The organism is Paracandidimonas soli (genome assembly GCF_004342005.1).
Classification (GTDB): Bacteria; Pseudomonadota; Gammaproteobacteria; order Burkholderiales; family Burkholderiaceae_B; genus Paracandidimonas; species Paracandidimonas soli.
The window spans coordinates 1-16,712 of the sequence record NZ_SMBX01000013.1 but is presented as its reverse complement, the minus strand read 5'-3'; the positions used below and the strand labels follow the sequence as shown (position 1 = coordinate 16,712).

The window sequence follows — 16,712 nt, the reverse complement described above, 5'->3', positions numbered from 1 at the left end:
TCGGGCGAGGCAGTGTTCTATACGGTGCCAAAGGCGCCTTCGTATCGTGGCAAGAAAGCCCCCGATCTCAGGCGGGAGTGACTCACAATGCTTTTCCTGGAGCGTCATGACTACACTTGACAGAGACTATGTCACCGGCATGCCGGATGCTTCCGGCTGGGAGGAGGCGTCCGGTCTGTCGCAGGGCAATCCGCTGGTGGCGGCGGCCAATCCATTGCTGGACCTGATTCCGCAGATACGGGCGACAGCCAGTCATCCTTCGCCGGCCATGCTGCGCGAACACCTGGTGGATGAAATACGGAACTTCGAGCTGCGTGCGCAGCGGGCCGGCGTGAGCAATGAAACCATCCTGGGCGCGCGTTATTGCCTTTGCACAGCGATCGATGAGGCCGCGGCGCTGACGCCCTGGGGAGGAAACGGCGTCTGGTCGGGGCACAGCCTGCTGGTGACGTTCCACAACGAAACCTGGGGCGGGGAGAAATTCTTCCAGTTGCTGGGGCGCCTGTCGCAGCATCCGGAAGATCACCTGGAGTTGCTGGAGCTGCTGTACTACTGCCTTGCGCTCGGGTTCGAAGGCCGATATCGCGTCGCCGACAATGGCCAGGGGCAGCTCGCGACGCTGCGGCAGCGCCTGCTGTTGATGCTGCGCAAGTATCGGCAATCTTACGATGATGCCTTGTCTCCCCACTGGCGCGACGCGCCCGCTCAGGAACAGGGCAGGCGTCTGCCCGTGCCTTTGTGGGCCGCCTTCGCGCTGGTGGGGGCATTGCTGCTGCTGGGGTATCTGTTGCTGGGGTGGATGCTGGGAGCTAAATCGGATCCTGTGTTTGCCGCCATCAGCCAGATACGCACGCCCACCATCCAGGTGCTGCCTGAAAGGCCCCCAGCCCCGGTACAGCCTGCGGCTCCCCGGCTGGCAGTGCTGCTGGAGCCGGACATCAGGGACGGCTGGGTCGTTGTCAACGATGCGGTGGACCGCAGTGTCGTTGTACTGCGCGGCGATGGCCTGTTCGGCTCCGGGGCGACCGAAGTCGATGAGCGCTATCGCGCTGTACTGCGGCGGGTGGCGGATGCGCTCGAGCCGTTGCAAGGGCAGGTGGTCGTCAACGGCTACACGGACAATGTCCCGATCCGCAGCGCGCGCTTTCCTTCCAACTGGCATTTGTCGCAGGCGAGGGCCGAAGCCGTGCGCGAGATATTGATTCAGCGGCTGTCGGATCCCGGCAGGGTGGAGGCGCGGGGACGGGGCGAGGCCGATCCGTTGGTGCCGAATACGACGCCTGAGAACCGTGCGAGAAACCGACGAGTGGAGATTGCTTTGATCATGCCGGCGCAGGCACAGTCGCGAGGTGCCCAATGAATCGGATACTGTCTTTTTTCCTGAGCAGAGGACTGTGGAATTTCCTTGGGCTCGTTGCGCTGGCGCTGCTGATCTGGGTGGCGGGTCCGCTGCTTGCGATCGGCGCGAGCCGGCCGCTGGAGTCCGCCGCGGTGCGGGCCTGGGTGATCGGGCTGATCTTCCTGGTGTGGATCCTGCGCTGGCTCTGGCGCAAATGGCGCGAGGGCCGGTTGAACGCCAGGCTGCTGGGACAGTTGAGAAGGCAATCCCGATCGCAGCCCGCCAGGAGCGACAAGAACGAGCAGGACGATGATCTGCGCGAGCTGTCGCATCGCTTCGGTGAAGCGCTGGATCTGCTGAAGAAGGCTCGTTTCTCCGACGCCAGGAGGCCCGCATGGATGCAGCGTTTTTCCCGGCAGTACATCTATCAGCTGCCGTGGTATGTGTTCATCGGCGCGCCGGGCTCGGGCAAGACGACGGCGCTGGTCAACTCCGGCCTGAATTTTCCTTTGTCGGAACGTTTCGGCAAGACCGCGGTCCGTGGCGTGGGCGGAACACGCAATTGCGACTGGTGGTTCACGGACGAGGCCGTGCTGCTGGATACCGCGGGGCGCTACACGACGCATGAAAGCGATCAGGTCGGAGACGAAAAGGAGTGGCTGGGCTTTCTCGGATTGCTGTCCCGCTATCGCGGCAGGCAGCCGATCAACGGCGCGATCCTCACGGTCAGCGTAGCCGATCTGCTGTCGGCTACGGATGCGGAACGGGTCCAGCATGCCGCCACGCTACGGCGCAGGCTGCACGAGCTGCGCGAGCAGTTGGGCATCCAGTTCCCCATCTACGTGCTGGTGACCAAAACGGACCTGCTCAGCGGCTTCGAGGCTTATTTCTCTTCGTTCTCGCGGGAGGAACTGGCGCAGGTGTGGGGCTTTACATTTCCGTTCGACAAGGCGCAGCAGCCTGGATTCAATCTGTATGAATCCTTCCAGGAAGAGTTCGGCTTGCTGGAGGAGCGCTTGAATGCAGCCTTGCCGCATGTTGTCTCGGTGGAGCCCGACGCTGACCGAAGAGCGCTGGCCTATATGCTGCCGCAGCAGTTCGCCACCCTCAGGGCCATGCTCGGCCAATTCCTCAGCGATGTGTTTTCCACGTCGAGATACGAAGCCAGGCTACTTCCACGCGGCGTCTACTTCACCAGCGGAACGCAGGAGGGAGAGCCGTTCGACCAGGTGACGGGACAGCTGAAACGCTACCTGCGCATCGATGGCGTGACGGACGGCGATGCGGGCCGCAGCGAGGGCCGAAGCTACTTCCTGAAGAACCTGCTGCAGCAGCTGATCTTTCGCGAGGCGGGCCTGGCGGGAAGAAACCATCGCTGGGAGCGCCGCTACCGCCAGCTGCACTGGCTGGGCTATGGTCTGCTTGCCTCGGCGGCAGTGGTGCTGCTGACGGGCTGGATCGGCAGCTATCGAAACAACAAGGCCTATCTCGAGGAAATCGCCGAGCGTGTCCCTGTCGTGGAAAAGGCCAGCCGGGATGTGAAGGTGTCGGACAGTGGGGAGGTGCACGGCCTGCTGTCGTATCTGAACACGCTCTGGTATCTGCCTCACAGCCAGCATTTTTCGCTCGAGGATCCGTCGATGCGCTACGGCTTCGGCCTGTACCAGGGAGACAAGATGCGCGCTGCCTCGGACGGGGTCTACCAGCATACGCTGGAAACGGTGATGCTGCCCCAGGCCGCGCGCAGGGTGGAGCAGGCACTGCGCAACAGTCATCCCCGGGACGACATGGAGTATGCCTATGAAACACTGCGCGCCTACCTGATGCTGCATGACGCTGAGCGCTATGATGCCGATTTCATGCATACCTGGCTGCTGGGCGACATGGTGAAGCTGCTGCCGGAAGGCTATACGCGCACCCAGTTCGACGAGCTGGACCGGCACGTGGCGTCGCTGACGAGATCTCGGATACTGGCATCGCCTTTTCCCATGGATGAGGCGCTGGTCTCGCAGCGGCGGGAGGAACTGGCGGCCTTTACGCTGTCGCAGCGCGCCTACAGCCGGATCCAGCGGCTGTTGCGGGATGCGCCTGCCGAGTCGCATTCGGTCGTCAGCATGGGCGGGCCTCAGGCGACCTCCGTCTTCTACCGGGCCAGCGGGAAGCCTCTGACACACGGCATTCCAGACCTGTTCAGCTACCAGGGCTACTGGAAGGTATTCAATACACGCATCGGCGCGATAGTTGGCGAGCTGCTGCGCGACGATGTGTGGATACTGGGGACGGCCGAAGCGCAGCGGCTCGATCTCGGCCAGCGCGCACAGCTGGAGCGCAATGTGCGCCAGTTGTACCTGAACGATTATGTCCGGCTGTGGGACGAGTATCTTTCGGATATCAAGGTCCGCAAGGGAGAGTCCATGCTGCAGAATATACAGATCGCCAGGGTGCTGTCCGCGCCGGATTCGCCCCTGGTGCGCATGGTCCAGGCAGTGGCAAGGGAAACGCATCTGCTGCGGGAGTCCAATGAGGATGCGCGTGCCCTGGTGGAGCGGGCGCAGGGCAGGGTGTCGAGCACGCGCAATACGCTCGAGCAGATGTTCGGCTCGGTGCGGCCCGATGGCCTGCCGCGCGACGATGCGTCGGATGAACGCATGGAGCGCATCGTGGATGAGCATTTTCAGCCCTTCCGGCAGCTGTTGTCGGCGGAGGGGGGAGGCGTGTCGGCCATGCAGGCGACGACCGGACTGCTGGATGAGTTCTACACCTATCTGACGGCGACGGATGCCGCGCTGCGAAGCGCCAATGCCCCGCCAAGCGACGGGGTTGTGACCAAGCTGCAGGCCGAGGCCACGCGGCTGCCCAACCCTTTGCGCGAAGTCCTGACGGATATGTCGGATACCGCAATGGGAGAAATCTCCGCGCAGGTGCAGGAAGGCCTGGGCGAGAACGTGGAGGCGACCATCGGGCTCTTCTGCCGCCAGGCGATTGCCGGGCGCTATCCTTTTTCACGCGCATCGCAGCGCGATGTGGCGCCTAATGATATGGCGCGCATGTTCGCACCTGGCGGCATGATGGGCCAGTTTTTTCAGCAGCACCTGGTCGGTCGGGTGGACATGTCGCAGAAGCGCTGGCGTTTCAAGTCCGGCGTGCAAGGCCAGGAAAGCCGTCCATCCGGTTTCCTGGACGCGTTCCAGCGCGCCAGCGTCATCGGCCATGTCTATTTCACTGGCGCGGGCGCCGAGCCTTCGTTCAGCGTGACGATCCGGCCGGTGCGCATGTCGCCGGAAATCACGCAGTTCACGCTGGATGTTGATGGGCAGGTGGTGCGCTATGCGCATGGGCCCATCGTCGACACACAGGTCCGCTGGCCGGGTACGCAGGGATCGGGGCGGGTGCGCATGGAAGTGCTGCCGGCGGGGCGCGGTGCATCTTCGGCGATTGCAGGGCCGTGGGCACTGCACCGCTGGATGGATGGCGCCAAAGTGACACAGGGCCGCACGCCTGATTCCATGCTGGCGACTTTCCAGTTCGATGAACGCGAGGTCGTGCTGGAGGTCGTTGCCAACAGCGTTAAGAATCCGTTGCGTCTTGCCGAAATGGAGGGGTTCTCATGTCCGGGCGCACAGTAGATCCCGTGGCCGAGATCGGCTGGTACGGCAAGATTCCGGCGGCCGGAGATTTTGTCTATAGACGCCTGCCGCGGCCGGTCATCACCGAATGGGACATGTGGCTGCAGCAGTGTTTTGCGCAGCATCGGCGCGCGCAGCAGATCGCCGGAGAGGACAGCAGCCTGTCTTCGGGCCAGGTGTGGCAGTTCCTGCTGCCCGGAGGCGTGGGGCAGGGCTGGCTGCAGGCCGGCTGCATTGCGCCGAGCCGCGACAGGGTCGGCCGCCGCTATGCCGTGGTCGCAATGATGCTGCTGGATCCGGGAAGCTGGCGGACGGAATGGGCGCCGCTGCTGGAAACCGCCTATCTACAGATGCGCTCAGGCCTGCGCGATGTCATCCAGCGCGGCAGCGGTGCGGATCACCTGGATCGCCTGCTGCTGCAATTGCGCGAAACATTGGCCGCGCGCTGGTCGAATACCCTGACGGATGCAAGACGGATTTCGTCGCCCAGCCAGGATATTCTGGACATATTGAATGCGGGAATGACAACGCCTGAGGTCGATGTCCCGGTGCCATCGATGGCTGCCAGCCTGCATCCCGCGCTGTCGTCCGGATTCAATCCGCATGCGCATACCAGTCTATGGTGGGCCAGCGCGGGAGATGGCGTGCCAATGCGGACATGTATGCATGGAGGCCGGCTGAATGTCATGCTGTTCCAGCGTCTGTTCGCTTCGGCTGGAATGGGGGGGATCGCATGAAGGCCATAGAGATCAGACACGTCTTCGAGAGCCATCCGGTTGCGCAGGCATGGCGGGAAAAAGCCGGATCCATGGCGGATGCCGATGTGCGCAGTGTCCTGGACTCGATACTGCAGACGCTGGATGCCTGGCATCGCCATGGTCGCTGGCATGGCATGCTGAGCCTGGACGATGTCTGGCAGGATGCCGATGGGAGCGTGCAGGTCTTGCCGCCCCGGATGGAGCTTGGCGGCACGGACATGGATGCGCGCATGAGGGGCTATGCGGCATTCGAGCGCCATGGCGCAGGCGTGAACGATGCCGCCGACGGGGCAAGGGCGGACATCCATGCTGCATGTGCGATTGCGTGGACCCTGATGGAAGGCAGGCGTCCGCCGTGCGCCTTGCAGCGGGCCATCGAAGGAGAGGCGGCGGAAGCGTTGGTGGAGCAGACGACGGCCGCATGGAGCGATCATGGGCTAGGCGAGGCGGTGCGCCGCGGCATGGCGTTTTTCCCGGAGGGCCGCCCTTCGGATATCGCATCCTTGCGCGTCTTGCTGGGTCGGGTTCCGGACAGCCTGACCGCGCCGGCAGAGGATATCTTGCCCGTTACGTCCGGGATGTCCGTGGATGACATCGTGCCCGAAGTGTTGCTGGAAGAAGAGACGCAGGCGTCTGCCATGCCGGCCGGCCCGAAGGATGGAATGCGGGAGTCGCCAGCTTGCGAGCCGCCCGCCGTCTGCGAAGGAACGGAACAGGCGCGGGAGTTGCCGAAATACGTGGAAAACCAGGCAGTAAAGAGGCCGGAACCGGCGCCTGTCGGGATGGTTGCTCTGGTCCTGCTGGCACTGGTCCTGGGGCTGGGTGGCTGGTGGTGGCTGGGACAGGGCGAAAAGGATCCTGCGGATGCAATTCCGGCACAGGGCATGCAGGCATCGCCGGATTCTGTTGCGCAAGAGTCCAGGCGCGATGGCGACGAGAAAACGGACATGCCGCCCGCCCAGCCGCAGCCACAGGCTTTGCCAGGTACGGCAATGGAAGAGCCCGGATCGTTGGCAGGATATTCGCTCGATCAGCGGCAGGAGGAGCGGGGAAGCAGCGATGGCATAGGACAGGGGCCTGCGCTTGCCGGAATGGAAGATACGGCAAGTCGAGGGGTATTGCCGGAGAATCCCGGTGAGGCGGATGTCTTGCCGATACAGCAGGAGTCGACGCAGGAGGACGTCGGACACAGCGAGGGTGAGGAGGCCGGCTCCGTGGACGAGGCGAAGAGCACGGCAGGACGGGAGCAAGAGCCGTCGTCCGCCGCTCCTGTCAGGGTGAGCCTGGATATTGCTCCCTGGGCCGAGATTTACGTGGATGGCGTCAGCCGGGGAGTCAGCCCGCCGATGAAGTCCTTGCAGCTTGCGCCAGGCACATATCGCATTGAATTGCGGAACGCCAGCCAGGCTCCTGTGCGGCAAACCCTGGAAGTAAGGGCTGGTGGCGGTGCCAGCATCGCTCATCGTTTTTCTTCCGGTTCCGCTGTATCGCAGTAGAAGAGGAAATGCAAAATATATCTGTTAATTTGGTTTAAATGCGTTTTATTTCTGCTAATTCCACTCTATCAACATGGTTTTATCGGCCTGTAAGGTTGGCTGGGATTTCCGTCTGCGGAAAAGCATGGAGAAATGCGTAACTGTCGGTCACCCGTTCATCGTATTCGTCAGCCGGCTGGCATGAATCGTAATTTGTTGAATTGTTTTGTCTTTCATTTGGAATCCAGCGAGGCATACTGTTTCCGTGCCTGCTGTTAAGGGCGTATCTATTCTCCAGAGACCAGGAGGGAAGAACAATGCGATACGAGACAAAAAATTCCTTGCGGCCCATTCTTGCCAGTCTGATGGTTGCCGGTGCCGCGCTGGCTTTCACGGGCTGTACGACTACGCCGCATACCGCCAATCAGGAAACGGCCGCCGAGCAGAGGGAGGTTATTCGCAACGGCTACGACAGGGCCTTGAGCCGTTTGTATGCGGCGGCGCCCGAGTCCCGCGAACTGGTGCAGAAAGCGAAGGGCGTGCTGATTTTCCCGTCGGTCATCGGCGCCAGCTTCATTGTAGGCGGCGAGTACGGCAAAGGAGAGCTACGCGTCAATGGCCAGCATGCCGGTTATTACAGCACCGGCGGCGGGTCCATCGGCTTCCAGGGAGGAGCGCAGTCGCGTGCGACGATTCTGCTGTTCATGACGCAGCAGGCGCTGGATGATTTCCGCAACAGCCAAGGCTGGACTTTGGGGGTGGATGCCAAGGTTGCCGTGGCCGATATTGGCGCCAATGGCCGGATCGACACGAATACGGCCAAGGAACCTGTCATCGGCTTCGTGCTGAACAATGTGGGTCTTGCGGCGGGCATTTCACTGCAGGGAGACCGCATCCAGAAAATCGATCTTTGATGCAAGAGCGCCCGGAAACGAAGGATCGCTTGCCGGGCTGCGGTGCCGTATGATTGTCAGTGCATGGTGCGCTTTGCCGGATAATGGAAAACCACGTTTTCCATTATCCGGTTCTTTCTTTATTGGCTAGCGCCTGTAATCGCGCGCGAGGCGGACTACGGTGACGCCCGGCAGCAACTGGCGCAGCGAAGGCATGATCAGCGTGCAGTTGTCGTAGGGCGTGACGATGGGCTGGTCGTCCGCCCAGCCGATGATCGAGCCGGCTTCCGGCAGGCGTTCCAGGCCTTTCCAGTCTTGCGAGAAGCGCACATTCATCGAGGGCGCGACGATGGCATGGGTGACTTCGAGCACGTGCTGCGCTTCGGGCTCCGGCAGCAGCCAGTCAGAGGGGATATCCGCCGCATCGACGATATCGGCCGCCATCAGCATACGCGCCACTTGGTCGCGGGCGACGGCATGGGAGGACGGATCGCCATGGTATCCGCACTCGACCAGCAGGGAGCATGCCTCTGCGTCGTTGGCATCGCTATAGCGTCCGTAGTCGCGCATGCGCGTGCCGTCCTTGTGGCCGGCATCGACGATGATATGTCGTGGCGTCTTGAGTTTCAGCGCCAGCGCGATATTGCGCGGGAGCAGGCCCGTCAGTTGCAGCGGCTCCGAAGGTTCGTGCATGGAGTGCAGGTCCAGCAGCCAGTCGCTGCGCTTCAGCCAGGGAAGCAGCTCGACTGCGCGCCGGCGGTCGCGGGTAGTGGGGTTGTCCAGCCGTTCCGCCGTCCATGCCCGGTTCATGTCTTCGTCCAGAAAACGCGAGGCATCGTGATTGGCCGGATCGAAGGTATCGAATGCGGCGAGATTGCAGAACGCCAGGATCAGGCTGCCGCGGCGCGGGCGTATGCCGGATGCCAGGAGATCCTTCAAGGCCCAGGCGCCGCATAGCTCGTTGCCGTGCACCAGGGCGGAAACCATGAGCGTCCGCCCAGGCTGCCCCGATGAGAAATGCCAGACGCCAGGTGTGTCGGTGTTGCCAATGCGTTCGGCTTGCAGATCGGGAGTCGCCAGGGTGAACATAGTAAATCCTGCGGTAGTGGTTAGGTGAACGATCAGTTGGGCTCGATGTTGGCCAGCTTGACCAGGCGACCGTATTTTTCCGTTTCGGATGCCAGGAACCTGGCGCCGTCGATGCCCGGCTCATACAGGGTGGCGCCGCTTTCCGACATCTTGGTGCGGAAGGCATCGGACTTCAGTACGGCGGTCAGCGCTTCGTTCAGGCGCGTCACCACAGGCTCCGGCAGCTTGGCCGGACCATAGAGACCGAACCACACGTTGATGTCTACCTGCTCGAATCCTGGAGTTTCCGACAATGAGGGAATATCGGGCGCGACGGCCGAACGCTTTTTCTCCGTCACGCCCAGAGCGACGATCTTGTCGCCCTTGACCTGCGGCAGCCCGGAGGAGAGCACCAGCACGCCGTAATTGAGCTGGCCGCTGATCAGGTCCGTGACCAGTGGAGCCACGCCGCGATAGGGAACGTGCTCGGCCTTGGTGCCGGTGGATTCGTTGATCATCTCGCCGGCAAGGTGCAGCGTGGTGCCGATGCCCGAGGAGCCGAAGTTGTATTGGCCCGGCTCGCCGGACTTGAGCTTGTCCAGGTATTCCTGGGCGCTGGTGACGCCAGATGTCTTGGAAGCCGCCAGCAGCATGGGCTGCGAGGCGATCATGCCGATAGGCGTGAAGTCCTTGGCGCTGTCGTAGCGGACGGCGCTGTTGATCATGCCGGCGATGACCATTTCGTTGGTGGAGCCGACAAGCAGCGTATAGCCATCGGGATTGGCCCGCGCGACGCGCTGCGCGCCGATGGTGCCGCCTGCGCCTCCCGCATTCTCGACGACGATGCTCTGGCCGAGCTGTGTCGCCAGCTCTTCGCTCAGCAGGCGCGCGGTCAGGTCGACGCTGCCGCCGGCGGGATAGCCGACGACGACGGTAATGGGGCGTTCCGGATAGGACTGGGCCGCGGAGGTGGATACGGCGCAGAAACTGGCGGTGACGGCAAGGGCTGCCAATGTACGGCGAAGCAGGCAGGATGAAGTCATGATCGTTTCCCTTATAAAAATAGTGCGGCGGACGCTGCCGCTTTGTGTCGTTCGGGATGCCGGTTCTCCACGGCGGTCTTGATACTGCTGGGATTCATTGTGGTATCGGGAGCCAGGTGTTATGTGCTGTTTTGGCATATTGCCGTGCTTTTTCTGTTCATCGGGTCATGGACTGTCCAGGAATATTGGAGAGTGCGCGCCCGGTGCAGAGTGGCAGGGTATGGATAAGATAGGGGCGGGACGAAACCCGTGCTCAGCGCATGGACTGGGTGGCGTTCCAGATCGCGCCGGCGAGATTTGCTGTCGAGGTTTTCGCCCGGTAAAGGCGGACTTCGAAGGATATCTGCTCGCTTCGGCCGCCCAATGCGGCCAGGGTTCCGCGCCTGCAATCTCCCACCACCATTGACCAGGGCAGCCAGGCGACGCCCATGCCGTTGCGCGTCGTGCCCAGCGCCGCGTCCAGTGAATCGCAGTGCACGACAGGCACCAGCGGGTAGGGGAATGCCTGCAGGCGGTCGCCGAGAATACGGGCCATGGACAGCCCGCCTGAATAGGAAATGAGAGGTATCGACTTGCCGTCGTCGCTTTCCAGGGGATAGCGCGGTTTGCCATGGAAGTCCGTCTGGCAGACGGGAACAAGTTTGTCAGTGGCAAGCGTCATGTATTCGAACAGGCTGGGACGCAACAGATGCGACAGCGAGGGGTGCTCGTAGCAGCACAGCAGGTCCGTCTTGCCCTGCTCCAGCAGTTTGGCCATATCGGCAAGAGCGCCGGTTGCGATCTCGATCTGGGCGCTGCCGTCGAGCACGGGCGACCGGCCCTTGCTGAGCTTGGCCAGCCAATCGGCGACCAGGGTGCGGGCAAGGCTGCGGCCCGTGGCGATGCGAACCCGCTTCTGGCTCTCTTCCTCGCCCTGCCGCATGGCCTGCCGAACGCGCTCCAACTGATCGATGACCTGGCCGGCCGTATTCAGCAGCATCTTGCCTTGCGGCGTCAGGATGACGGGTGTACTGGAGCGGTCGACAAGCGCCGTACCTGCCCAGGCTTCCAGGCTGCGTATGCGCCTGCCAAACGCCGGATGCGTGACATGACGCAGTTCGGCCGCGCGTACGAAACTGCCGGTTTGCGCCAGGGCGAGCAGGTCTTCCAGGAGTTTGAGCTGTGGCATGGCGGGTTCTGATCCTATTGTCCTGGAAGACATCATAAGAGATGAATCCGGGTATAGGACAGTCCCCGAGCGCGGAGTCGTGAAGTCCTATGCCAGGCGGGTCCGGGCGACAGGCAGGCGGCGAGCGCTGCAAGCCGCAAGCATCAGCCTGTCCGTGCCGGACTATCTGCGGCGTCCATTGGATAGCGCCACGTACACGCCGCTGGCGGCGATCATCAGCGCGCCGACATAGAACCAGGCGTCCGGCAGCTCATTCCAGAAGAACCAGCCCAGCAACCCGGCCGATATCAGGCCGAAGTAGTCGAAGGGGGCGACGATCGATGCGGGCGCCATGCGGAATGCCTGGGTGATGAGGCCGAGTCCCATGGTGCTGCAGACGGCGATCCCGATGAAACCAGGCAAATGCGACCAGTCGATCGGTTTCCAGACGGCGGCCAGCGGCAGGCTGGCGAATACCAGTTGCCCCAAGACGATGTAGAACATCGTCGTGAGCATGCTTTCGCGAGCGCTGATGCGTTTTGCGCTGACCATCATCACGGCGTAGCCGAATGCCGTGGCCAGCGGCAGCAAAGCGGCCCACTGGATATTGCCGGGGCTGGGGCGGACGATCACCACGACGCCGGCAAACCCGACAAGTATGGCCAGCCAGCCGCCTCTCGATACTTTTTCGCCAAGGAATGCGACGGAAATGGCGGTCACGAACAAGGGAGCGCAAAATGCAATGGCGGTGTTTTCCGCCAGCGGAAGCAGAGTCAGGCCCAGGTAGAAACAGGAAGCGGAGGCTACGTTGATGGCGCCGCGCAGCAGGTGCACGCCGATATGCTGGGTGCGCAGTGCCCTGCGCCCGCCCAGGCTCAGCACAAGCATGGTGACGAGGGGAAGGGCGATGGCCGCGCGCAGGAAAAGAATCTGGATGGGGGAGTAGAACGGGCCCAGCCATTTGGCCAGGCTGTCGCTGAGGGTCAGGCAGAATATGCCAACCAGAATGCAGAGGATGCCTGTCCGGATATTGCTTTGCTGTGATGCTGTAGTGCTCATGAAACTTCGATGCTCGGGGGCGATGCTGGAGGTGGGGATGCCGTGCTGTCGTTCGATGGAAGGGATAGTCGGCCTAGGGTAGCGGTCCGGGGATAGGCGGGCAAGTGCGCGCCAGTGTTCCGGCTCATTTTGACCAAGAAATTTTCAGGGAGGGCTAGGGAGGGGAAAGACTAGGGCTGTCGGAATGACGCTTGACACGAAAAATAATAATTTGCTATATTACAGGGCTTGGCGCATTAGCTCAGCCGGTTAGAGCGACGGAATCATAATCCGCAGGTCCCCTGTTCGAATCAGGGATGCGCCACCAGATGCGAATGCCGTAAACCCAATAAGATCAAGGGTTTACGGCATTTTTCGTTTCTGGGCAGCCATTAAAATTCGGCCCTTTTATGGCATCTTTAATGGCACCAACAACCGAGTGTCAACCCTTATGCGGCGAATTTTCGTGATCCCATTGGATTTGGTGAACCGCCACATGCGCCGGGCTTCAGTCACGAGTCATGCTTGTCATGTCCAAGCGGCCTACGCCGGAATTAGAACTCGACTGTTGCGCCGTCCTCTGGAATTTCCACACGATCCTGGATGTTCTTTTCCTGGACGTATTCCCTCAGCTCCTGCCTGGTTTGTGCCATGTGATTGATGGCATCCATGTGCGTGGTCACGATTTGCGCGTTCGGCGCGGTTTGGGCGGCACGCAATACATCTTCCTTGCCCATGATGATGGAACCATCGAAATCGCTCAGCATCGCGTACCCCGCATTCAGCACAATGATTTGCGGCTCGTATTGAGCCAGCGCCTGATCGACCTCATCGCGCCATACGGTGTCGCCTACCAGGTAAAGCGTCTTGTGACCCGGCGCCTGGAAAACGACGCCCATGGCATCGCCAAGAAATTTCGCCACTTCGTCCAAGGCATACATTTCGTCGGTGCCATGCTGACCCCCAGTCTTGTTAAGCGTCACGCCACCGAACTCGGCTTTATCGGACAGGACACGGACATTGGTGAAACCCTGTGAGCGGATAAGGCCGGCATCGGCATCGTTCTGCGTATAAAGCGGAATCTCTTTCGGCACCAGCGCCTGAGCCGCATCATCCCAGTGATCAAGATGGGTATGGGTGACGATAACGGCATCGACTCCTGCCAGCACATCCTGCTCTGGCATCGGCAATTCCACCAGAGGGTTGCGCAACTCGCTGCGATAGGTTCCCTCGAAGCCGGGGTAGGTTCCTTTCTTGGCCAGCATCGGGTCGATGAGGAAAGTGGTATCGGCGTAAGTGATTTTTACGGTCGCATTGCGAATCTGCTGCAGCTGCACTTTTTCCGTGGCCGATTGCTGTGTTGAGGCTGTTGGTGTTTGAGCCAAGGCGGCACTGGTGGTAAGGCTCAAGGCTAATGCCAAAGAACTGGCGAGGGCTTTGATAGTCATGCGACGACTCCGATGTAGTGCTGATGAATGAATGGTCTCCATTGTGGTTTGTCGGCTGCAGACGAAACAGTGGCCCGAATGACAATATTCGATAAAATCGGGCCAATCATCAATTTTTATTCTTCCCTATCCTATGGCAACTATTCGCGTCGCCGTTTTCGCCTTCGAGGGCATCAGTCTTTTTCACCTTTCCGTTCCCGGCATGGTTCTGGGAGCTAGTGGTGAATCGGGGTCGCCCCACTACGAACTCCAGGTTTTCGCGCAAGCGCCAGGTCAGCTGCGTAGCGACCAAGGCATCGTGATAGGCGTAACCCATGGGCTCGAAGCCATGGACGAGGCCGATATCGTCATCATTCCCGCCTGGGGCGATCCTGAAGCTTCTGCGTCGGTCGAACTCACCGCCGCGCTGGCGCAGGCCCATCGGCAAGGCACGCTGATCGTTGGCCTGTGCTTGGGCGCGTTCGTGCTGGGTGATGCGGGTTTGCTCGACGGACGAGCAGCCACCACCCACTGGGCGGTGCGCGACGTCTTTGCGCGTCGTTTTCCTCAAAGCATCTTCCGCCCCGATGTGCTGTACGTGGCGGACGACAACATCGTCACTTCAGCCGGAACGGTCGCTGCCATTGATTGCTGTCTGCATTTGCTGCGCCAGCGCCACGGCAGCGAAGCGGCGAACCACGTCGCCAGATTGCTGGTCACGCCACCGCACCGGCCCGGCGGCCAGGCCCAATACATAGAACGGCCTATCCCCAAGCTGCCTGGCGATGACCGCTTGCCTGTCGTCCTTGACTGGGCGCGAGCAAACCTGTCTGAACCGCTATCACTGGATGCGCTCGCCGATATCGCCAAAATGAGTCGACGCACCTTCACGCGGCGCTTTCGCGAGGTAACCGGTACAACCGTCACCAAGTGGCTGAATGCCGAGCGGGTCGCCAGAGCACAACAGTTGCTGGAAACGACAGCGTTGTCAATTGAGCACATCACCTCGGAAGTCGGCTTTGGCACGCCCTTGGCGCTACGTCAGCAATTTGCCTCCCAATTGGGTACCTCGCCGTCGAATTACCGACGCAGCTTCTGCAATGCTTTAAATACAGAAGCCCAAACATCTATGATGCCTCAGCCGTTCTGAGTGATGTCCCTGCACGAAAGTCTTGCGAAATATTGACAACGTAATGGCCTACGTCATGATGCAGCACAGCAGGTGCGTTAACTGTGAAGTCTCAGCGCACAGCGGCGATGCGCGGCCCTTTTGAACCGAAAACGGCTAGAATCCATGGAACAGAAAGTCCACAGCAGCTACGATATCGTCATTCCGATGCTGAAGACCGCATGCCGGGGTCTGTAGCTCTCGTTCCGGAACCGCCGCGAGATACTGCGTCACCATCACGTGCGGTTCACCGGCGATGTCAAACACCGGATTAAGCGTTTTCGCGGGTTTGGGTGCCTTGCTCACCGGAAGCAAGGGCACTACTGCACGCGTGCTCATCTGTTGCAGAATGTCTGCCTGAACATCCAGAAGATAGCCAAACCCCGACGGATTCGGGTAGACGTCGTAGCGACTCATCAGAACAGCCGGTACTTCGCCAGCGGAAGACCGTATTTTTCAGCATACGCATTGGAACTCTCGATGGCTTCCTGGTTCTCGGCAAGCCAGAGTTCGCTGCGTGCTCGTGTGATAGCTTGAGCCACTCCGGCTTCGGCCGCCTGTGAGACGTTGATTTGCAGCGCCTTGGCTTCGGCCAGCAGGTCTTCAGGTAGTGAAACATTCGTCGCTCGCTTATTGGCGGCGCGTGGGCGGCTTGCAGTCAGCATGGCATTCCCCTAAATCGTGTGGCGCAAAAATGCGCATCAGTTTCAATACATTATATGCACACGGTACGGCTGTACAAGTGGGCAATTACGACCACAATTTCATAATCGATTTCCCTTGACGGCCGTGACACCCCCGGACAGCGTTGCATGTTCGGGCCAAACCGGGCCTGAACAAAGCCATCCTCGACCAGGGCTGGTACGAGTTCCGGTACCAACTGGAGTACAAGCTGATGTGGAACGCAAGCGGCAACCACAGGTCGAGGACGGGGAGGATGTCAAAACGTCAGGCCGCATCGGCGTTGATGGACACTGTGAAATTGCGCAGCACGAGGCCGCGATCCTGGCAAACAGCGCGGATGGCATGCTCGATGCGTGCGTCCTCTAACCGTACCTGTCCCTTGCCGGCAGCGCAGGTGATCCGGATGGATTGGTGGCGTCCCGTGCAAGCATAGATGGTTTTGCTTCCGCCAAACACGCGGCTCTCGATCAAGCCCGCGGATTCCAGCCGCGAGAGAACCGCATAGATCGACGACAACGATATGGCGGTGCGCCGCCGCTCGAGGAGCTGGGCTATCTCGATAGCTTCGAGCGGAGATTCGCTGTCGTTCAGTATAGAAAAAATAACCAGCCTTGGCAGCGTGATGCGGACGTTCGCAGCGAGCAGCGCTGTGGCGGACTGCGAGTGACTATCTTCCGGATTCATTGTTGTTCACCGAACTGAAAGACGCCGGTGCCGCATCATACGGTCGCCGGCCGGATGACAATTTAGAACGAGCTGGTGACACTCACAAAGAATGAACGGCCATGTTCATTGTATGTGCTGGCGCCTGCGCCAAGGATCAGGCTGTTGCTGGTCCCGTAGTTCAGGCCGGTCCGATACAGCTTCTTGTCGAACACGTTGTTGATGCCTGCCCGAATCCGCAAATTCTTGTTCACCAGGTAGCCCGCGCTGACTCCCACCAAAGCGTATGACGATGGTGGCTGCCTGGGTTCCAGGCACGATGACGGTCTGCTCGCGCAAAGCCTGGACGATTTCGGTGGCAAGGCGCTTGCCCATGCGAGGAG

At 61.0% G+C, this 16,712-nt stretch carries 15 protein-coding genes, 1 tRNA gene and 1 pseudogene; 8 read left to right on the top strand and 9 right to left on the bottom strand.

Going from position 1 to position 16,712, the window contains the following annotated elements; translation table 11 throughout:
• The first annotated feature begins 139 nt into the window (after window positions 1-139).
• From EV686_RS17170 to EV686_RS17150, 5 genes are all read left to right on the top strand, one after another.
• Entirely contained in the window at window positions 140-1,360 is a 1,221-nt protein-coding gene (locus EV686_RS17170; RefSeq protein ID WP_243650941.1) for a DotU family type VI secretion system protein, read from the top strand.
• Window positions 1,357-4,965 carry a type VI secretion system membrane subunit TssM gene (tssM, locus tag EV686_RS17165; RefSeq protein ID WP_132478187.1) on the top strand — a complete coding sequence of 1,203 codons (3,609 nt, stop codon included), beginning with the start codon at window positions 1,357-1,359 and terminating at the stop codon, window positions 4,963-4,965. The genes EV686_RS17170 and tssM overlap by 4 nt, the downstream gene beginning before the upstream one ends.
• The gene (gene tagF / locus EV686_RS17160) at window positions 4,947-5,702 is read left to right on the top strand and encodes a type VI secretion system-associated protein TagF (RefSeq protein ID WP_132478186.1); all 756 of its coding nucleotides are present in this window, start codon (window positions 4,947-4,949) and stop codon (window positions 5,700-5,702) included. The genes tssM and tagF overlap by 19 nt, the downstream gene beginning before the upstream one ends.
• Window positions 5,699-7,219, top strand: a complete 1,521-nt coding sequence (locus EV686_RS17155; RefSeq protein WP_132478185.1) for a serine/threonine-protein kinase — start codon at window positions 5,699-5,701, stop codon at window positions 7,217-7,219. Before tagF ends, EV686_RS17155 begins: the two co-directional genes overlap by 4 nt.
• Window positions 7,220-7,515: 296 nt before the next feature.
• Window positions 7,516-8,112: a BPSL1445 family SYLF domain-containing lipoprotein gene (locus EV686_RS17150; RefSeq protein WP_132478184.1), complete on the top strand. Its 597-nt coding sequence runs from the start codon at window positions 7,516-7,518 to the stop codon at window positions 8,110-8,112.
• 126 nt (window positions 8,113-8,238) lie between these two features.
• Here the strand turns inward: EV686_RS17150 and EV686_RS17145 are convergent, their stop codons facing one another.
• From EV686_RS17145 to EV686_RS17130, 4 genes are all read right to left on the bottom strand, one after another.
• Window positions 8,239-9,180 (bottom strand): M14 family metallopeptidase, encoded by a 942-nt coding sequence (locus EV686_RS17145; RefSeq protein ID WP_132478183.1) that lies wholly within the window; start codon window positions 9,178-9,180, stop codon window positions 8,239-8,241.
• A 32-nt stretch (window positions 9,181-9,212) separates the two neighbouring features.
• Complete coding sequence (locus EV686_RS17140) at window positions 9,213-10,202, bottom strand: Bug family tripartite tricarboxylate transporter substrate binding protein (RefSeq protein ID WP_132478182.1); 990 nt, start codon at window positions 10,200-10,202, stop codon at window positions 9,213-9,215.
• 253 nt (window positions 10,203-10,455) lie between these two features.
• A complete protein-coding gene (locus EV686_RS17135) occupies window positions 10,456-11,370 on the bottom strand; it encodes a LysR family transcriptional regulator (protein ID WP_132478181.1) in 915 nt (304 codons plus the stop codon).
• 162 nt (window positions 11,371-11,532) lie between these two features.
• Entirely contained in the window at window positions 11,533-12,408 is an 876-nt protein-coding gene (locus EV686_RS17130) for a DMT family transporter (protein ID WP_132478180.1), read from the bottom strand.
• Between the two features lie 230 nt (window positions 12,409-12,638).
• Between EV686_RS17130 and EV686_RS17125 the strand changes: the two genes are divergently transcribed.
• Window positions 12,639-12,715: transfer RNA gene (locus EV686_RS17125), tRNA-Met, on the top strand.
• A 226-nt stretch (window positions 12,716-12,941) separates the two neighbouring features.
• Here the strand turns inward: EV686_RS17125 and EV686_RS17120 are convergent.
• Window positions 12,942-13,835 (bottom strand): MBL fold metallo-hydrolase, encoded by an 894-nt coding sequence (locus EV686_RS17120; RefSeq protein WP_132478179.1) that lies wholly within the window; start codon window positions 13,833-13,835, stop codon window positions 12,942-12,944.
• A gap of 133 nt (window positions 13,836-13,968) precedes the next feature.
• Here EV686_RS17120 and EV686_RS17115 point away from each other — a divergent pair, with 133 nt between their 5' ends.
• A complete protein-coding gene (locus EV686_RS17115; protein ID WP_132478178.1) occupies window positions 13,969-14,964 on the top strand; it encodes a GlxA family transcriptional regulator in 996 nt (331 codons plus the stop codon).
• Between the two features lie 135 nt (window positions 14,965-15,099).
• Here the strand turns inward: EV686_RS17115 and EV686_RS17110 are convergent, their stop codons facing one another.
• Both EV686_RS17110 and EV686_RS17105 read right to left on the bottom strand, forming a co-directional pair.
• Window positions 15,100-15,399: a CcdB family protein gene (locus EV686_RS17110; RefSeq protein WP_132478177.1), complete on the bottom strand. Its 300-nt coding sequence runs from the start codon at window positions 15,397-15,399 to the stop codon at window positions 15,100-15,102.
• Window positions 15,399-15,647 (bottom strand): type II toxin-antitoxin system CcdA family antitoxin, encoded by a 249-nt coding sequence (locus tag EV686_RS17105; protein ID WP_132478176.1) that lies wholly within the window; start codon window positions 15,645-15,647, stop codon window positions 15,399-15,401. The genes EV686_RS17110 and EV686_RS17105 overlap by 1 nt, the downstream gene beginning before the upstream one ends.
• Before the next feature lie 146 nt (window positions 15,648-15,793).
• On the opposite strand from EV686_RS17105, the pseudogene EV686_RS18925 reads away from it, so the two are divergent.
• Window positions 15,794-15,886, top strand: a pseudogene (locus EV686_RS18925) (RNA-guided endonuclease InsQ/TnpB family protein); the annotation flags it as partial.
• Between the two features lie 44 nt (window positions 15,887-15,930).
• On the opposite strand, the gene EV686_RS17095 reads toward EV686_RS18925, so the two are convergent.
• Window positions 15,931-16,350, bottom strand: a complete 420-nt coding sequence (locus EV686_RS17095; protein WP_132478175.1) for a Fur family transcriptional regulator — start codon at window positions 16,348-16,350, stop codon at window positions 15,931-15,933.
• 62 nt (window positions 16,351-16,412) lie between these two features.
• The coding region (locus tag EV686_RS19090) for a TonB-dependent receptor (protein WP_207901864.1) at window positions 16,413-16,712 on the bottom strand (300 nt) is incomplete at its 5' end.